Annotated in this window: 15 protein-coding genes; all 15 read left to right on the top strand. The window is 66.4% G+C overall.

Annotation, left to right across the window (positions count from 1 at the left end; translation table 11 throughout):
• Nucleotides 1-125 precede the first annotated feature (125 nt).
• The 15 genes from thrS (at nt 126) to CKJ82_RS00885 (ending at nt 15,463) form a co-directional block, all read left to right on the top strand.
• A complete protein-coding gene (gene thrS / locus CKJ82_RS00955) occupies nt 126-2,216 on the top strand; it encodes a threonine--tRNA ligase (RefSeq protein WP_095536670.1) in 2,091 nt (696 codons plus the stop codon).
• The gene (locus tag CKJ82_RS00950) at nt 2,197-2,832 is read left to right on the top strand and encodes an ATP adenylyltransferase (RefSeq protein ID WP_240510632.1); all 636 of its coding nucleotides are present in this window, start codon (nt 2,197-2,199) and stop codon (nt 2,830-2,832) included. The genes thrS and CKJ82_RS00950 overlap by 20 nt, the downstream gene beginning before the upstream one ends.
• On the top strand, nt 2,810-3,445 hold the full coding sequence (gene pgsA / locus CKJ82_RS00945; RefSeq protein ID WP_095276271.1) for a phosphatidylinositol phosphate synthase: 636 nt from the start codon (nt 2,810-2,812) through the stop codon (nt 3,443-3,445). Before CKJ82_RS00950 ends, pgsA begins: the two co-directional genes overlap by 23 nt.
• Nucleotides 3,446-4,402: a phosphatidylinositol mannoside acyltransferase gene (locus CKJ82_RS11890; protein ID WP_095276274.1), complete on the top strand. Its 957-nt coding sequence runs from the start codon at nt 3,446-3,448 to the stop codon at nt 4,400-4,402.
• Between the two features lie 12 nt (nt 4,403-4,414).
• Nucleotides 4,415-5,527, top strand: coding sequence for a glycosyltransferase family 4 protein (locus tag CKJ82_RS11885; RefSeq protein ID WP_276291360.1), 1,113 nt, complete (start codon nt 4,415-4,417; stop codon nt 5,525-5,527).
• Nucleotides 5,524-6,027 carry a hypothetical protein gene (locus tag CKJ82_RS00930; protein WP_095536668.1) on the top strand — a complete coding sequence of 168 codons (504 nt, stop codon included), beginning with the start codon at nt 5,524-5,526 and terminating at the stop codon, nt 6,025-6,027. Before CKJ82_RS11885 ends, CKJ82_RS00930 begins: the two co-directional genes overlap by 4 nt.
• Before the next feature lie 11 nt (nt 6,028-6,038).
• On the top strand, nt 6,039-6,944 hold the full coding sequence (locus CKJ82_RS00925; RefSeq protein ID WP_095536667.1) for an acyl-CoA thioesterase: 906 nt from the start codon (nt 6,039-6,041) through the stop codon (nt 6,942-6,944).
• 88 nt (nt 6,945-7,032) lie between these two features.
• Nucleotides 7,033-7,785, top strand: a complete 753-nt coding sequence (locus CKJ82_RS00920) for a YebC/PmpR family DNA-binding transcriptional regulator (protein ID WP_095276283.1) — start codon at nt 7,033-7,035, stop codon at nt 7,783-7,785.
• A gap of 123 nt (nt 7,786-7,908) precedes the next feature.
• Nucleotides 7,909-8,466, top strand: a complete 558-nt coding sequence (ruvC, locus tag CKJ82_RS00915; RefSeq protein WP_095536666.1) for a crossover junction endodeoxyribonuclease RuvC — start codon at nt 7,909-7,911, stop codon at nt 8,464-8,466.
• Nucleotides 8,463-9,062 carry a Holliday junction branch migration protein RuvA gene (ruvA, locus tag CKJ82_RS00910; protein WP_095536665.1) on the top strand — a complete coding sequence of 200 codons (600 nt, stop codon included), beginning with the start codon at nt 8,463-8,465 and terminating at the stop codon, nt 9,060-9,062. The genes ruvC and ruvA overlap by 4 nt, the downstream gene beginning before the upstream one ends.
• A 7-nt stretch (nt 9,063-9,069) precedes the next feature.
• Complete coding sequence (ruvB, locus tag CKJ82_RS00905; RefSeq protein ID WP_095536664.1) at nt 9,070-10,146, top strand: Holliday junction branch migration DNA helicase RuvB; 1,077 nt, start codon at nt 9,070-9,072, stop codon at nt 10,144-10,146.
• 31 nt (nt 10,147-10,177) lie between these two features.
• Nucleotides 10,178-10,474 (top strand): preprotein translocase subunit YajC, encoded by a 297-nt coding sequence (yajC, locus tag CKJ82_RS00900; RefSeq protein WP_095536663.1) that lies wholly within the window; start codon nt 10,178-10,180, stop codon nt 10,472-10,474.
• Nucleotides 10,475-10,639: 165 nt separating this feature from the next.
• The gene (secD, locus tag CKJ82_RS00895) at nt 10,640-12,532 is read left to right on the top strand and encodes a protein translocase subunit SecD (protein ID WP_233125451.1); all 1,893 of its coding nucleotides are present in this window, start codon (nt 10,640-10,642) and stop codon (nt 12,530-12,532) included.
• A gap of 2 nt (nt 12,533-12,534) precedes the next feature.
• The gene (secF, locus tag CKJ82_RS00890; RefSeq protein ID WP_095536661.1) at nt 12,535-13,752 is read left to right on the top strand and encodes a protein translocase subunit SecF; all 1,218 of its coding nucleotides are present in this window, start codon (nt 12,535-12,537) and stop codon (nt 13,750-13,752) included.
• 76 nt (nt 13,753-13,828) lie between these two features.
• Nucleotides 13,829-15,463: an ABC transporter substrate-binding protein gene (locus CKJ82_RS00885; protein WP_240510631.1), complete on the top strand. Its 1,635-nt coding sequence runs from the start codon at nt 13,829-13,831 to the stop codon at nt 15,461-15,463.
• Nucleotides 15,464-15,475 lie beyond the last annotated feature (12 nt).

Genomic DNA, 15,475 nt, shown 5'->3' with positions numbered 1-15,475 from the left:
AACCAACCCCGGCGGGGTAGTATTACCAACGATGTGCCGGGCCCGCTGTGCCCGGCGCAGGACGGAACGAACACGTGGGGTGCGTCCAGGTATGGCGGACCCCTTTGACGCGCAAAGGAGCGCCAATGGCCACCGATGTAACCGACGTAGCCGATGAGGCCGATGAGAATGTACAGGTAGAGTTCGCCCCCTTCGAGGTCCCCGCTGGGACCCCGGTCGGTGCCGCAATGCGCGAGCTAGACCTGCCCAACAAGGGCGACAACGCCATCGTTGTTGTCCAGGACGAGGCGGGGGAGCTCAAGGACCTCTCGCACGTTCCGTCCGAAACCGCCACTTTCACGCCGGTCCCTGCCAACACGGAGCTCGGCCGCTCTGTCATCCGCCACTCGTGCGCGCACGTACTCGCGCAGGCCGTGCAGGCGGAGTTTCCGGGCACCAAGCTGGGCATCGGTCCGGCGATCAACGACGGCTTCTACTACGACTTCGACCTTGCCGAGCCCTTTACGCCGGAGGACCTGAAGAAGCTGGAAAAGCGGATGAAGAAGATCATCAAGCAGGGCCAGAAGTTTGTCCGCGGGGTGTACGAGTCCACTGACGTGGCGTCGGAAAAGCTCGCGAACGAGCCCTACAAGCTCGAGCTGATCCAGGACAAGGGCAACGTTGACCCGGATTCGGACGAGGCGACCGAGGTCGGGGCGGGCGAGCTGACGCACTACGACAACGTCAACCCGCGCACGGGCGACGTCGAGTGGTTTGACCTCTGCCGCGGCCCGCACGTGCCCACCACCAAGTACATCCCGGCCTTCGCGCTCACCCGCTCGTCTGCGGCGTACTGGCGCGGCGACCAGAAGAACGCTGGCCTGCAGCGTGTCTACGGTACCGCCTGGGAGTCCAAGGAGAAGCTCGCCGAGTACATGACCATGCTGGAGGAGGCGGAGAAACGTGATCACCGCCGCCTGGGCAACGAGATGGACCTGTTCTCCTTCCCCGACGAGGTCGGCTCCGGCCTGCCGGTGTTCCACCCGGACGGCGGCATCGTCCGCATGGTGATGGAAGAGCACTCGCGCCAGCGCCACCTGAAGGCCGGTTACTCCTTTGTAAACACCCCGCACGTGACCAAGGGCGACTTGTTCAAGAAGTCGGGCCACCTGGACTGGTATGCGGACGGCATGTTCCCGCCGATGCAGCTCGACGGCGAAGTCGACGAGGATGGCAATGTGACCAAGCAGGCCGTTGACTACTACGTCAAGCCGATGAACTGCCCGATGCACAACCTGATCTTCGACTCCCGCGGCCGTTCCTACCGCGAGCTGCCGCTGCGCCTGTTCGAGTTCGGCACCGTCTACCGCTACGAGAAGTCCGGCGTGGTCCACGGCCTGACCCGTGCGCGCGGCTTCACGCAGGATGACGCCCACATCTACTGCACCGAGGACCAGCTGGAAGAGGAGCTGACCAGCGTCCTGGAGTTCATTATCTCGCTGCTCAAGGACTACGGCCTTGATGACTTCTACCTGGAGTTGTCCACCAAGGACCCGGAGAAGTACATCGGCGACGACGACATCTGGGATCGCTCCACCAACATCCTGCGCTCCGTGGCGGAGAAGTCTGGCCTGGAGCTCGTCCCGGACCCGGCGGGCGCGGCCTTCTACGGCCCGAAGATCTCCGTGCAGGCGCGCGACGCCATCGGCCGCACCTGGCAGATGTCCACCGTGCAGCTGGACTTCAACCTGCCGGAGCGCTTCAACCTGGAGTACACGGGCCCGGACGGCGCTAAGACCCGCCCGGTGATGATCCACCGCGCGCTCTTCGGCTCCATCGAGCGCTTCTTCGGCGTGCTGCTCGAGCACTACGCCGGTGCGTTCCCCGCCTGGCTCGCACCGCACCAGGTGGTGGGCATTCCCGTGGCCGACGAGTTTGCGGACCACCTCGAGGGCATCGTGAGCAAGCTGCGCGAGTCCGGGATCCGGGCTGAGGTCGACCACTCCGACGACCGCATGCAGAAGAAGATCCGCACCCACACCACCGGAAAGGTGCCCTTCATGCTGCTCGCTGGCGCACGGGACGTGGAGGCCGGCGCGGTCAGCTTCCGCTTCCTGGACGGCACCCAGGTCAACGGCGTGCCGGTGGACGAGGCCGTCGAGCTGATTACCAACTGGGTTGCTGAGAAGCTCAATGCGCAGCCGAGCGAGGAAGCCATTGCAGCGCGCCGAGGGTAGGGACGACGTGGCGTCGGCAAGCTCGAGCCCGCGCGACTACGTGGACTCGGGAGCCGGCGACGCGGACCGGCTGCAGCGACTTTGGGCCCCGTACCGGTCCAACTACATTGCAGCGATGCCGGAGCGCAGCGCGGACCCCTTCGTGGAGATCCCGAAGGGGAGCGACGAGGACGGGCTGATCATCGCACGTGGTGAAACCGTCTACGCGCTGCTCAACCTCTACCCCTATAACGCGGGCCACCTGATGGTGGTGCCGTACCGCAAGGTTGCGGCGCTTGAGGCGCTGACCGACGCGGAAACTGCGGAGCTCATGGTGTTTGCCAAGCGCGCCATCCGCACGCTCAAGTCTGTGTCCAACCCGGAGTCCATCAACGTGGGCCTGAACTTGGGCAAGGCGGCGGGCGGATCGGTGAGCGATCACCTGCACCTGCACGTGGTTCCGCGGTGGGCGGGAGACTCGAACTTTATGACTGTGATCGGCGGGACGAAGGTGCTGCCGCAGCTGCTGCGCGAGACGCGCGCAGTCCTCGCGGACGCCTGGGTGGCGCTCGAGCGCGACACCGACTCCGCCGAGGCGCCGGAAGGAGGCGACGATGCTGAGCGTCCACGGGCGTAAACCCGCTGCCGTGGTGGTCAAACCGGTTGCCAAGGCGCTGCTCAAGGTCGGGATGACCCCAAACGTCACTACTCTTGTGGGCACCGCGGCGACCGTGCTCGCCTCCGTTGTGCTCATCCCCACCGGCCACCTCGTTTGGGCTGCGTTGCTGTCTATCTTCTTCGCCGCGTTCGACATGGTCGACGGCACGATGGCGCGACTGCGCGGCGGGGGCACTGCGTTCGGGGCGACGCTGGACGCCAGCTGCGACCGCATCACGGACGGTGCGCTCTTCGCCGCCATCGCCATGTGGCTCATCTACGTGGACAACGCGCAGCCGTACAATGTGGCCGTCTGCCTTGCCGTGCTGGTGCTCTCGCAGGTGATTAGTTACGTCAAGGCGCGCGGAGAGGCCGGCGGGCTGCGCATCGTCGGTGGGCTCATCGAGCGCCCCGAACGGCTCATCATCGCCCTGGCGGGGCTTTTCCTCGAGGGCTTCGGCGTGCACCACGCCATCGAGGTGTCGCTGTGGGTCCTCCTCGTCGGCTCCGTATTCACGGTGGGCCAGCGCCTGCTGTACGCGGCGCGCGACCCCAAGTCCGACGGCAAGCTGGCACCACCCGCGGGGGCGTAGATGGCAGTACTCGACCCGGTGACGGCGGGGTACCTCGCCGGTTGGAAGCTCGTGGGACGGCTGCCCGAATCCGTCACTGGCCGGGTGTTCGCGCGGGGCGCCGATTGGGCGTCCGGCAACGGGGCGGGGCCGGAGATGCTCCGCCGCAACCTCACCCGCGTCGTCGGCCCCGAGCGCGTGACGCGCGAGCTCGTACGCGATGCGATGCGTTCCTACGCGCGCTATTGGCACGGGGCGTTCCGCTTGCCGCAGCTCGCCGGACAGCCCGGGCTGCTCGCCGAGCTCGATGCAGGCGTGCAGGGGCGGGCGCTTATCGACGCTTCTCTGGACAAGGGCCACGGCTTGATCCTCACCCTGCCCCACGCCGGGAACTGGGACATGGCCGGCATGTGGTTAGCGCAGCGCTACGGGGGATTCACGACTGTCGCTGAACGGGTCAAGCCGGAGGCCTTGTTTGATGCGTTCGTGGACTTTCGGGAGCAGCTCGGCTTTGAGGTCCTCCCGCTCACCGGCGGGCAGCGCCCTCCATTTGCACGGCTGAAAGAGGTCCTCCGCGGGAACGGGATCGTCTGCCTCATGGGCGAGCGCGACCTTACCGGGAAGGGGATCGCAGTTGACTTTTTCGGCGAGGAAACCACCATCCCTGCGGGGCCGGCGAAGCTCGCTCAGGAGACGGGGGCAGCGCTGTGTGTCGCCCACTCGTGGTTCGAGCGAGACCTGACGCTGCCGCGATGGGGGTTCAGCGTCACCGGTATTGAGGTGCCGGAGGCGACGCCGGGCGCCGGCCAGGAGGGGCTCGCGGTCACCGCGCAGCGGGTCGCGGACGTATTCGCCGCGAACATCGCTCAGCACCCACGGGATTGGCATGCGCTGCAGCCCATTTGGCCCGCGGATGCGGCGTGGCGCAAGCAGGCACACCCGCGGCGGGAGCCTATTGCACAGGGCGGGGAGGCGTAAGTGCGCATTGGCATGGTTTGCCCGTATTCCTTTGACAAGCCCGGCGGGGTGCAGTCGCACGTGCTCGATCTCGCGCGCGTCTTCCGCGCCCGCGGGCACGACGTGCGGGTGCTGGGGCCGGCGTCGGCGAGCACTCCACTGCCAACATGGGTGAGGCGCGGCGGGCTTGCGGTACCCCTGCGCTACAACGGTTCGGTGGCGCGCATCGCCTTCGGGCCGCAGGTGAGCCGAGTGACCCGAGAATTCCTGCGGAACGGCAACTTCGACGTCCTGCACGTGCACGAACCGAACTCTCCCAGCTACTCCATGGTGGCGACCCGACTGGCGCGGGGGCCAATTGTTGCGACCTACCACGCGTCCGCCCGGAGCTCCTACGCGCTCCGGTTCGCGCTGCCCATGCTGCGCGGAAATTTGGAGAAGATCCGCGGCGGGATCGCGGTGAGCGAGCTTGCGAGGCGCTGGCAGGTGGAGCAAGTGGGGACGGACCCGATTGTCATCCCGAACGGGGTGGATACGGCGCTGTTCCGTGGAGCGCGAGAATCGGCGGACAGGTGGAAGGCCAACGCCCACACGGACGCGGTGGAAATCGTGTTTCTGGGCAGGCTGGATGAACCGAGGAAGGGGTTGGGGACCTTTTTGGGTGGTGTGGAAAAGCTTGGTCTTCCGGTACGGGTGACGGTGATGGGTGCGGGGCACCACCGGCCGGTGCCGGGGGTGCGGTTCGTCGGCGCGGTGAGCGACGCGGAAAAGGCGGCGATCCTCGGGCGTGCGGACATTTTCGTCGCGCCAAACACGGGCGGGGAGTCCTTCGGCATCGTGCTGGTGGAGGCAATGGCCGCCGGCTGCGCCGTGGTGGCGAGTGACTTGGAGGCATTCGCGCGCGTGTGCGGCGCTGATACTGCGCAGCCCGCCGGGGTGCTGTTTCCCGTCGGCGACGAGGACGCGCTCGCAGACTGCCTTCGCGCGCTCGTTACAAACCCGCAGCTGCGCAGGCAGTTGGTTGCTCGCGGCATGCAGCGAGCCCGCGAGTACGACTGGGCTACCGTGGCCGATCGGATCATGGCGGTCTACGAGACGGTGGCGCCGGTCGGGCCCGGGGCGGCAGAGAAGGTGTCGGTGCGATGACCTGGCTAGCAGTGTGCGCTGCGGTGGCGGTCACCGCGTTCCTTGCCTGGGCGTACTTCACGGCGCAGCGGCTTGACCGGTTGCACATGAGGGTGGACCGCTCCCGTGACGCGTTGCAGGCGGCGCTCGACCGGCGGTGCGCTGTCGTCGCGGCGACACTGCCCGCGCTGCGCGATCAGGCGCGGGTAACGGAGGAAGCGCGGCTGGACCCACGAGACATTGCGCACCGTCTCCGGCGGGAGGACGCACTGTCCGCGGCGCTCACGCGCGTGCAGGAGCACGAGAGCGCGGGGAGCGCACCGGAGGTTGCACACTCCCTCCGTGACGCGGAGACCCGCGTCTTCCTCGCGCTGCGTTTTTACAACGAGGCGGTGTCAGACACGCGGGCGTTGCGGCTGCGTCCACTTGTGCGCGCGCTGCACCTCGGCGGTACCGCGGCACTGCCGGAATACGCAACGATGACCGAGCTGGAGGGCCCCGCCCCCGCGCGAAATGCGTAAGGTCGTGTCACATGAGCGCTACACTTTCGAACCTTTCGGAGTCCCCGACCTACATCCAGCGCATCCTGGATCTTGAGCGATGTGACGGAAACGAGCCAGACACCTTCCGCGGTGCGGCAATGCACTCGGACCATTTCGTCCGCACGTTTGGAGGACACGTCGCTGGTCAAGCGCTCGTGGCCGCCACGCGCACAGTGGAGGGTAAAAAGGTCCACTCGCTGCACGGATACTTCCTGCGCCCCGGGGACGCGAACGCGGAAACCGAGTATCGCGTCGGCCGCCCGCGCGACGGCCGCAGTTTTGCCACCCGCACCGTCGAGGCACTCCAGGGCGGGGAAGTGCTCTTCTCCATGCAAGCCAGCTTCCACCGCGCCGGCGATGAAGGCCCGGAGCACTCCGACGAGATGCGCGCGGTTCCCGCGCCGGACGAGCTGCCCGCCGAGACGAAAGCGCCCAACCTTGGGCCAGGGTCGCGCCACGACCTCAACGAGTGGGACATCCGCGTGGTGCCGCCGGAGATGTACTCGCCGAACCAATACACCACGAGCCAACAGGTGGTGTGGTTCCGATCGACGAGGAGGTTGCCGGACGAGGACACGTTCCACGCGTGCACGCTGACCTATATGTCAGACATGACGCTGCTGCACTCGGCACTCGCCGCGCACCCCGGCCACCAAGTCCAGCTGGCCTCGCTGGACCACGCGGTGTGGTTCCTGCGTCCGTTCCGGGCCGACGAGTGGCTGCTCTACGACCAAATCTCGCCGTCTGCGCACGCCGGCCGGGCTTTGACCCACGGCCGCATCTTCGACCAGCAGGGGCGCCTGGTCGCCGTGGTGGTGCAGGAGGGGCTGACGCGCAACCTTCGCGAGGGCGCCCACGCCGTGCCCGAGCGGGATCCTCGCCCGGAACCAATGTAGCGCCCCAAGCAGGCCCCCGGAACGGGGTGAGCGGGGGACACGTATACTTAGCCAAGTTCATCTACTCGCGACGAAAAAGGGGTGCCAGATGTCGGGCCACTCAAAGTGGGCTACTACCAAGCACAAGAAGGCTGCGAACGACGCGAAGCGTTCCAAGCTGTGGGCGAAGTTGATCAAGGACATCGAGGTGGCCGCTCGTACGGGCGGCGGCGATCCTGCAGGCAACCCAACGCTCGATGACATGATCAAGAAGGCCAAGAAGGCCTCGGTGCCGGGCGACAACATCGAGCGCGCCCGCAAGCGCGGCTCCGGCGAGGAAGCTGGCGGCGCGAACTGGGAGTCTGTGATGTACGAGGGCTACGGCCCGAACGGCATCGCGCTGCTCATCGAGTGCTTGACCGACAACCGCAACCGCGCGGCTACTGAGGTCCGTACCGCGATGACCAAGAACGGCGGCAACATGGGCGATTCCGGCTCCGTTGCTTACATGTTCAAGCGCACCGGCATCGTCACTATGAAGAAGGGCGAGCTGACCGAGGACGACGTGCTCATGGCTGTGCTCGACGCTGGCGCCGAGGAAGTCAACGACCTGGGCGAGGAGTTCGAGGTCGTCTGCGAACCCTCCGATACGCAGGCCGTGCGCGACGCGCTCAAGGCTGAGGGCATCGAGGTCGAGGGCGCGGATCAGGACTTCCGCGCAGACATCGAGGTCGACGCCGACGTCGCCGCCGCGAAGAAGACGCTCAACCTCATCGATGCGCTCGAGGATTCGGACGACGTGCAGAACGTGTACACCAACATGAACATCTCCGACGAGGTCGCCGCCCAGCTGGACGACTAGCCTCCGCAGCGCAGCCCCGCCGCGCGCCCGACTCGTACGGGTGCCCGGCGGGGCTTTCGCGCTTATCGACGCCCTGTGGTAGAACATTTGTGTTAGATGGTTCATTGCTCGTGGGAGGTTGGAATGCAGCTCGAGGGGCTCCGCGTCATGGGGATTGACCCAGGCCTGACCCGGTGCGGCCTTTCCGTGGTGCAGGCCGGGCGAGGTCGCCAGATCTTTCCCATCTCGGTAGGAGTGGTGCGCACCCCGTCCGACGCGGACCTCTCCGAGCGCCTGCTGCGCCTGTCGCGCGCGGTCTCGGAATGGATGGACGAGTACCGCCCAGACGTGATCGCCATGGAACGTATTTTTGAGCGCGGCAACGTCTCCACCGTCATGCACACCGCCCACGCTGTCGGTGTCCTCGTCCTCGCGGCGGCCGAGCGTGGCATCGCGGTGCATATGTACACCCCGTCCGAGGTGAAGAAGGCCATTTCCGGCAACGGACGCGCGGACAAAAAGCAAATGACGGTAATGATTACCCGTATCCTTGGGCTTTCGGAGCCGCCGAAGCCCGCGGACGCGGCGGACGCGCTGGCCATCGCGGTGTGCCACTGCTGGCGGGCCCCGCTGCTCGCACGGAGCGCGCACGCTGAGCGGCTGGCCCAGGCGCAGCGCACAAGGACAAAGGAGAAGACATGATTGATTCCCTCAACGGCGAGGTCATCTCGATCGGGTTGGACCACGCGGTCATCGAGTGCGCCGGCGTCGGCTACCGCTTCTTGGCAAGCCCACCCACGCTGGCCGCGCTGACCCGTGGTGAGCAGCGCCGCGTGCTCACCTCCATGGTGGTCAAAGACGACGGCGTGACGCTCTATGGCTTCGCTGACGACGATGCGCGCGAGATGTTCCACCGCATGCAAAGCGTCACGGGCCTGGGGCCCAAGCTGGCGCTCGCCGCGCTTTCCGTCTTTAGCCCCGCTGAGTTGGCCACCCACATCGCGGAGCAAAACGCCAAGCGCATCCAAACGATTCCCGGTGTGGGCAAGAAGATGGCGGACCGCATCGTGCTCGAGCTCAAGGACAAGGTTGCCACCCTGGCTGCTCCCGAGCAGGAGGCACGCGCCCCCGCCGCCACAACCTCGTTCGCCATGGAGCAGGTCGTCGAGGCGCTCGTCGGACTCGGCTTCCCGGAGCGCAGCGCCCGCCCGGTCGTCGACGCGATCGCGGCAGAGCAGCCGGACGCGGCCAGCTCCGCGCTCCTGCGCGCCGCCCTGACCCAGCTGGGCAAGAAGTGAGGCCCAAATGTCGGATGTAGAAAAGACTGAATTTTCCCTCCCGGACGGCATGGCGCGCCCGGGCAATTCGCTTATCGACGCCACTTCGCAACCCGAAGAGCGTGACGCCGAAAAGTCGTTGCGCCCGAAATCCATCAGCGAGTTCATCGGCCAACCGAAGGTCCGTGAGCAGCTGGGCCTGGTCCTCGCTGGGGCACGCAGCAGGGACGTCACCCCGGACCACATTCTGCTGTCCGGCCCGCCGGGCCTGGGGAAGACGACGATGGCCATGATCATCGCGCAGGAACTGGGGACCTCCCTGCGCATGACCTCAGGCCCGGCACTGGAGCGCGCGGGCGACCTGGCGGCGATGCTGTCCAACCTCATGGAGGGCGACGTCCTCTTCATTGATGAGATCCACCGGATCGCCCGCCCGGCCGAGGAGATGCTCTATATGGCGATGGAGGATTTCCGGATTGACGTGATCGTCGGCAAGGGCCCCGGCGCCACGTCGATCCCCCTGGAGATCCCGCCGTTTACCCTCGTCGGCGCGACGACTCGCGCCGGAATGCTCACCGGACCGCTGCGCGACCGCTTCGGGTTTACCGCGCAAATGGAGTTCTACGACGCCGAGGACCTGACCAAGGTGGTCACCCGCGCGGCCTCCATTTTGGGAGTGAGCATCGACGAGGACGCGGCGGTGGAGATTGCCTCGCGCTCGCGCGGCACGCCGCGTATTGCCAACCGCCTCCTGCGGCGCGTGCGGGACTGGGCCGATGTGAACGGCGACGGCCACGTGGACCTCGCGGCCGCGCAGGCGGCGCTGGCGGTGTTTGACGTGGACGAGCGTGGCCTTGACCGCCTCGACCGTGCCGTGCTGGACTCGCTCATCCGTGGACACGGCGGTGGGCCGGTGGGCGTGAACACCTTGGCCATCGCGGTCGGCGAGGAGCCATCGACCGTCGAGGAGGTCTGCGAGCCATACCTCGTGCGCGCTGGGTTGATGGCGCGGACGGGCCGCGGCCGCGTCGCCACGGCGGCGGCTTGGCAGCACCTGGGCATCACGCCGCCTCCGGAAGCGCCGGGCCAGCTCAACCTCTCGTAGGCACACCTGCGGCCTATGAAACAATGGGCGCATGGAAATTGTTTACATCCTCATCGTCCTGGCCATCTTCTTGCTCCCGTCGCTGCTGATGATGCGCAGCCAGAAGAAGCGTCAACGCCAGATGCAGGAGATGCAACGCTCGATTGCTCCCGGCGACCGGATTATCAACGTCGCCGGTTTCCACTGCACCGTGGTGGAGAACAACGGCGAGACGCTGCGGGTGGAGCTGGCCCCGAACGTCGTGGCCACGATGGAAACCGCGGGCGTGATGAAGCGCGTGGATCCGCAGGGTTCCACCCAGGCAGACGTGCCGGCCGACACCGAGTAGCCAGCGCACCTGGCACCCAGCCCGACGCCTCCCGGATGCCGGGGGAGGGGTCGGGCACCAATTTTTTGCCCCAATGCCGTAGCATAATCCGTTGTGCAAGTGCCGGACACCCGTCTCGGGTGCCCTGGGCAGCAAAGATCAAAGAACAACAGAGGAGTCAGCTCAGTGTCCTCAAACACTCGGCGTTCCGGCGAATTGAGATCAAAACGTACGTGGCCAGGCAAAGCCCTGGCGCTGTTTTTGCTCATCGTCATCGGCGTGTACGCATTAGTCTTCTTTACCGGCGACAAGTCGGCATCGCCGAAGCTCGGCATTGACCTGCAGGGCGGTACCCGAGTCACCCTCGTTCCGCAGGGTGAGGAGCCAACGCGCGAGCAGCTTAACGACGCCCGCCGTATCCTGGAGAACCGCGTCAACGGCATGGGCGTCTCCGGCGCGACCGTCGTGGTGGACGGCAACACGATCGTCATCACCGCCGCCGGCGACGACACCTCCGAGGTCCGCAACATCGGCCAGACCTCCCAGCTGCTGTTCCGCCCGGTGGAGGAGATGCCCTCCCCGGATGCCGCCGCAATTGGCCCGGCAGTGTTGGACATGGCAAACGAGTGGGTCAAGTACGGCGTGATGACGAAGGAAGAGGCGCAAGGGCTCCTCGACCAGTCGATGGGCGGCCAGGACGGCCAGCCGAACCCGAATACGCCGAAGATCGAAGCCGATCCGCTGCCCGAGCCCGAGGGGCCGGTTGAAGCGGCCGACCGCCGCTCCGAGGTGACGGAGATGCTCCGCGAGTCCCGCCAGTCCGACGACCCGACGAAGCAGTTCGCGTCCTTCATCCTCCTGTCGCAGAAGTGCGCCACCCAGGAAGTCGACCCGCTCGCGGGTACCGACGCAGAGGATCGCCCCCTGGTCGCCTGCGATTCCTCGACGCGCCAGCCGCTGCTCCTCGGCGAGGTACCGCTGCTGGAGGGCGTGACCGAGGAAGACGGTCCGCGCCTGACCGGCGAGCAGATCGACACCGCCCGCCCGATTACCGGCGGCTACAACCCGCAGAGCTCGCAGATGGAGATCAGCTTTGCGTTTAGCCAGAACGGCGACGTCAATGGCTCTTCCACCTGGGCTGCACTGACCAGCGAGATGATTGGCAAGCAGATCGCCATCACCCTGGACTCCCAGGTCATCTCCGCACCGCAGATCCAGGGCGCGACCCCGGTCGGCTCCGCCACCGCCATCACCGGCGACTTCACGCAGGAAGAGGCCGAGGGGCTGGCCAACAACCTCCGCTACGGTGCGCTGCCGCTGTCCTTTGCCGGTGAAAACGGCGAGCCGGGCGGCACCGCGCTGACCGTCCCGCCGTCACTCGGCCTGGCCTCGCTCAAGGCGGGCCTGTACGCCGGCCTGGTTGGCTTGGCACTGGTCGCCCTGTTCGTGTTCGCGTACTACCGCCTGTACGGCTTGATTTCGCTGGCCACCCTGGCGGTCTCCGGCGTCCTGGTCTACGGGTCCCTGGTGCTGCTCGGTCGCTGGATCGGCTACTCGCTGGACCTGTCCGGCATCGCCGGTCTGATCATCGGTATCGGTACGACGGCCGACTCCTTCGTGGTGATCTACGAGCGCATCAAGGATGAGGTCCGCAAGGGCAAGACGTTCCGCTCCGCCACAGCGTCCGGCTGGGACCGCGCGAAGGAGACCGTGGTGACCGGCAACATGGTCACGCTCATCGGCGCGGTGATCATCTACTTCCTGGCTGTGGGCGACGTGAAGGGCTTCGCGTTCACCATGGGTCTGACCACGGTGTTCGACCTCCTCGTCACCTTCCTGGTCACCGCGCCGCTGCTCATCCTGGCGTCCCGCAGTAAGTTCTGGGGCAGGCCGTCCGTCAGCGGTATGTCCAAGGCGTTTGCCACTGCGAACAGGAAGAAGGACACTGACACAGACAAGGACACTGACACAGCTCGGACCAAGGCCGCCGAATCGACTGGGTCGACGGTGGTGGAGGTCGGCGGGGGAAGCGTCGATAAGCAACTGGCCCCCACTCGCGACGACTCTGAGGAGAAGTAACCATGACGAGTTCTATTGCGAACACTGCGCCCGCGGCTCAGATGGACCGGCGCGAGCGGCTGCACACCGAGGACGGCGCCATCGACTTCGTCGGACGCCGGAAGCTCTGGTACTCCATCACCCTCGGCCTGCTGGTCGTCGCCGTCGTGGCGATGCTGGCACGTGGGTTCAACCTGGGTATCGACTTTGAGGGCGGCACGAAGATGTCCATGCCCGCTGGCGACCTCGTCGCCGAGGAAGTCGAGGACACGTTTGTTGACGCTACCGGGGTCACCCCTGAGCTGACGCAGATCGTCGGCGCCGGCGACGCGCGCACCCTGGAGATCAATTCCGAGCACCTGAGCCAGGAGCAGATCGACCAGGCTCGCCAGGCGATCTTTGAGCAGTACCAGCCGAAGGACGAGAAGGGCGAGGTCACCGCCAATGCGATCGGTGACTCCACCGTCTCCGAGTCGTGGGGCGACACCATTACCAAGCGCATGCTGCTGGCGATGCTCGTGTTCGTTATCGCCGCGGCCGTGTACGTGGCCGTGCGCCTGCAGCGCGAGATGGCGGTCGCCGCGCTCGCCGCGCTCGTGGTCGACGCCATCCTGATCATGGGCTTCTACGCACTGTTCGGTCTCGAGGTCACGCCGGCGATGATCATCGGCCTGCTCACGGTGCTCACCTTCTCGCTTTACGACACGGTGATCGTGTTTGACAAGGTCAAGGAGAACACCTCGGGCATCCTGGATTCGCGCAGGTCCACCTACGCGGAGCAAGCGAACCTGGCGATCAACCAGACCGTGATGCGTTCCATCTCCACCACCGTGATTTCCGCGCTGCCGATCATCGCGCTGATGGTCGTGGCCGTGTGGATGCTCGGCGTGGGCACCCTGCGCGATCTTGCGCTCATCCAGCTCATCGGTGTGGTTGAAGGCGTGTTCTCGTCGCTGTTCCTGGCGACCTCGCTGCTGGTGACCTTCATTGAGCGCCGGAAGAAGTTCCGCGACCACAACGCGGCGGTGCAGGCGTTCCGCAACGGTGACACCGCCGAGCACGGTGAAGGTGCTGAGGGCGCTGAGGGCCTTGAGGGCACTGTGGCGGAGCATGGGAAGCGCACCGTCGGCTCCATTTCCCAGCGCACCTCCGGCGAAGCTGACGCCGCTGGCAAGGGGACCGGGGCGGACTCGTTCGGCGACACGCCGGGCGGGGCTGCGACCTGGAGGCCGGGGCGCTAGACAGAAGGAGAGTCACGCAGTGCCACAGCACGGGAGAACACACCGAAAAACAGACGGAACACGGCGCGGACATCAGGTGGGCCGAGGCGCGGTGGCGTCGCTGAGCGCAGCTTGCCTGTTGGCGGGGACGCTCACGGCGTGTAGCGGCGGTGATGAGGACCTGAACGGGAAGCTCGACGAGCAGCATTTCGGATACCAGGTGTCCGGTCCGCTCCTCACCAGCAACGCCGGCAGCCTCGAAGGCACGTCCACGCAGGCGCACCGCCTGTCTGGCCGTCTGTACCCGGGCGTGTTCGTGCCGGGGCCGGGCGGGGAGATGATCCCGAACACGGACCTGATCAGTGCGCAGCCCCTCCCAGGCCCGCAGCGCCGCGTAACCTACACCATCTCGGACAACGCCGTCTTCTCCGACGGAACGCCGGTGACGTGCACCGACTACCTGCTCGCGTTTACGGCGGGACAGCACCCTGAGATCTTCGGGTCGCACCTTCCGCTTTTCGACGACACAGAGTCCCTCGACTGCTCCCCGGGCAGTAAGACCTTCACCGTGGTGTTCAAGGAGGGCCGCGGGGACCGGTGGCAGGACCTCTTCGGCGCCGGCACCGTGCTGCCCGCGCACGCTGTAGCGCGGAAAGCGGGGAAGAGCGTCGAGGAGCTCAACGCTGCGCTGCAATCCGAGGATCCCGCACAGCTCGCCCCGATTGCGCAGATCTGGCACCACGGGTTCGACTTTGCGCAATTCGATCCGGAACTTCAGGTTTCTTTTGGCCCGTACGTGATTGAGAGTTTCGGCACCCAGGGCGAAGTGAACCTGGTTGCCAACGAGCACTATTACGGTGACCGGCCGGCGATCGATCACCTCGTCATCTGGCCGGGCACCGCGGACAGCGGCGAGCTGTACCGCGGCGGCGGGCTGAAGGTCGCGGACCTGGACGACCCGAACCCGGCGTGGTTTGACGTGAACGCCGAAGATAACCAGGTAGACATCTCTACAGTGGTCGGGCAGCTCTCCGAGATGCTCACGTTCCCTGAGACCGGGGTTTGGGCCATTCCGGAGAACCGGCAAGCGCTGTCGCGGTGCCTTGACCCTCGCGGCGTGGCGGTCGTTTCGAGCGAGCACGCCGGCGTGCAGGTTCCGCCCGCCCCGGTCCACGTGCTGCAGCAAGACGATCCGCTCACCTCCCGCGTGGAGGACGTGGCGGCGCCGTTCATGGACGTCAATATCGACGAAGCGAGCGTTTTGAGCGGGATGGAAGTGCGCGTGGCGTACCCGTACCCGAATGCCCGCCAGGCCGCGATGGTCGAGGCAATGCGCCGCAGTTGCGAGCCCGCCGGCGTGAGCATCGTGGACGTGACGGGGGAGGGCAAGACGCTGGCGGATCTGCCACACCTTGCCACCGACGAACAGGGTATGCAGTTTGTCACCGACGGCGAGGTCGACGCGCTGCTGCGCCCGGTCGACCCGATGAAGGAGTACCCGGCGGCAGCGAACCAGGGCAACCAGGTGGGCAACCTGCGCGCCCAGGAGCACGCGCTGTGGGAGCAGTTGCCTTCGGTGCCGCTGGCCGCGCAGCCCCGCACGTTCGCCGTGAACCGCGGTGTGGGCAACGTCGTGCCGTACACCGGTTTGGCGGGAATCGGCTGGAACATGGACCGGTGGCGCATCATGCCGCAGGATGCAATACCATCGTCATCTGGTGGGCAGCAATAGTTCCCGCTGCCA

It is taken from the genome of Corynebacterium gottingense (genome assembly GCF_002285125.1).
Lineage (GTDB): Bacteria > Actinomycetota > Actinomycetes > Mycobacteriales > Mycobacteriaceae > Corynebacterium > Corynebacterium gottingense.
Note: the sequence above shows the minus strand (reverse complement) of the source record. Positions and strands in the feature narration are given on the sequence as shown.

Coding starts and splice junctions, on each gene's coding strand:
- thrS (WP_095536670.1), top strand. CDS start 126: ATGGCCACCGATGTAACCGACGTAGCCGATGAGGCCGATGAGAATGTA.
- CKJ82_RS11885 (WP_276291360.1), top strand. CDS start 4,415: ATGGTTTGCCCGTATTCCTTTGACAAGCCCGGCGGGGTGCAGTCGCAC.
- secF (WP_095536661.1), top strand. CDS start 12,535: ATGACGAGTTCTATTGCGAACACTGCGCCCGCGGCTCAGATGGACCGG.
- ruvA (WP_095536665.1), top strand. CDS start 8,463: ATGATTGATTCCCTCAACGGCGAGGTCATCTCGATCGGGTTGGACCAC.
- ruvC (WP_095536666.1), top strand. CDS start 7,909: ATGCAGCTCGAGGGGCTCCGCGTCATGGGGATTGACCCAGGCCTGACC.
- CKJ82_RS00925 (WP_095536667.1), top strand. CDS start 6,039: ATGAGCGCTACACTTTCGAACCTTTCGGAGTCCCCGACCTACATCCAG.
- CKJ82_RS00930 (WP_095536668.1), top strand. CDS start 5,524: ATGACCTGGCTAGCAGTGTGCGCTGCGGTGGCGGTCACCGCGTTCCTT.
- pgsA (WP_095276271.1), top strand. CDS start 2,810: ATGCTGAGCGTCCACGGGCGTAAACCCGCTGCCGTGGTGGTCAAACCG.
- CKJ82_RS11890 (WP_095276274.1), top strand. CDS start 3,446: ATGGCAGTACTCGACCCGGTGACGGCGGGGTACCTCGCCGGTTGGAAG.
- yajC (WP_095536663.1), top strand. CDS start 10,178: ATGGAAATTGTTTACATCCTCATCGTCCTGGCCATCTTCTTGCTCCCG.
- CKJ82_RS00920 (WP_095276283.1), top strand. CDS start 7,033: ATGTCGGGCCACTCAAAGTGGGCTACTACCAAGCACAAGAAGGCTGCG.
- ruvB (WP_095536664.1), top strand. CDS start 9,070: ATGTCGGATGTAGAAAAGACTGAATTTTCCCTCCCGGACGGCATGGCG.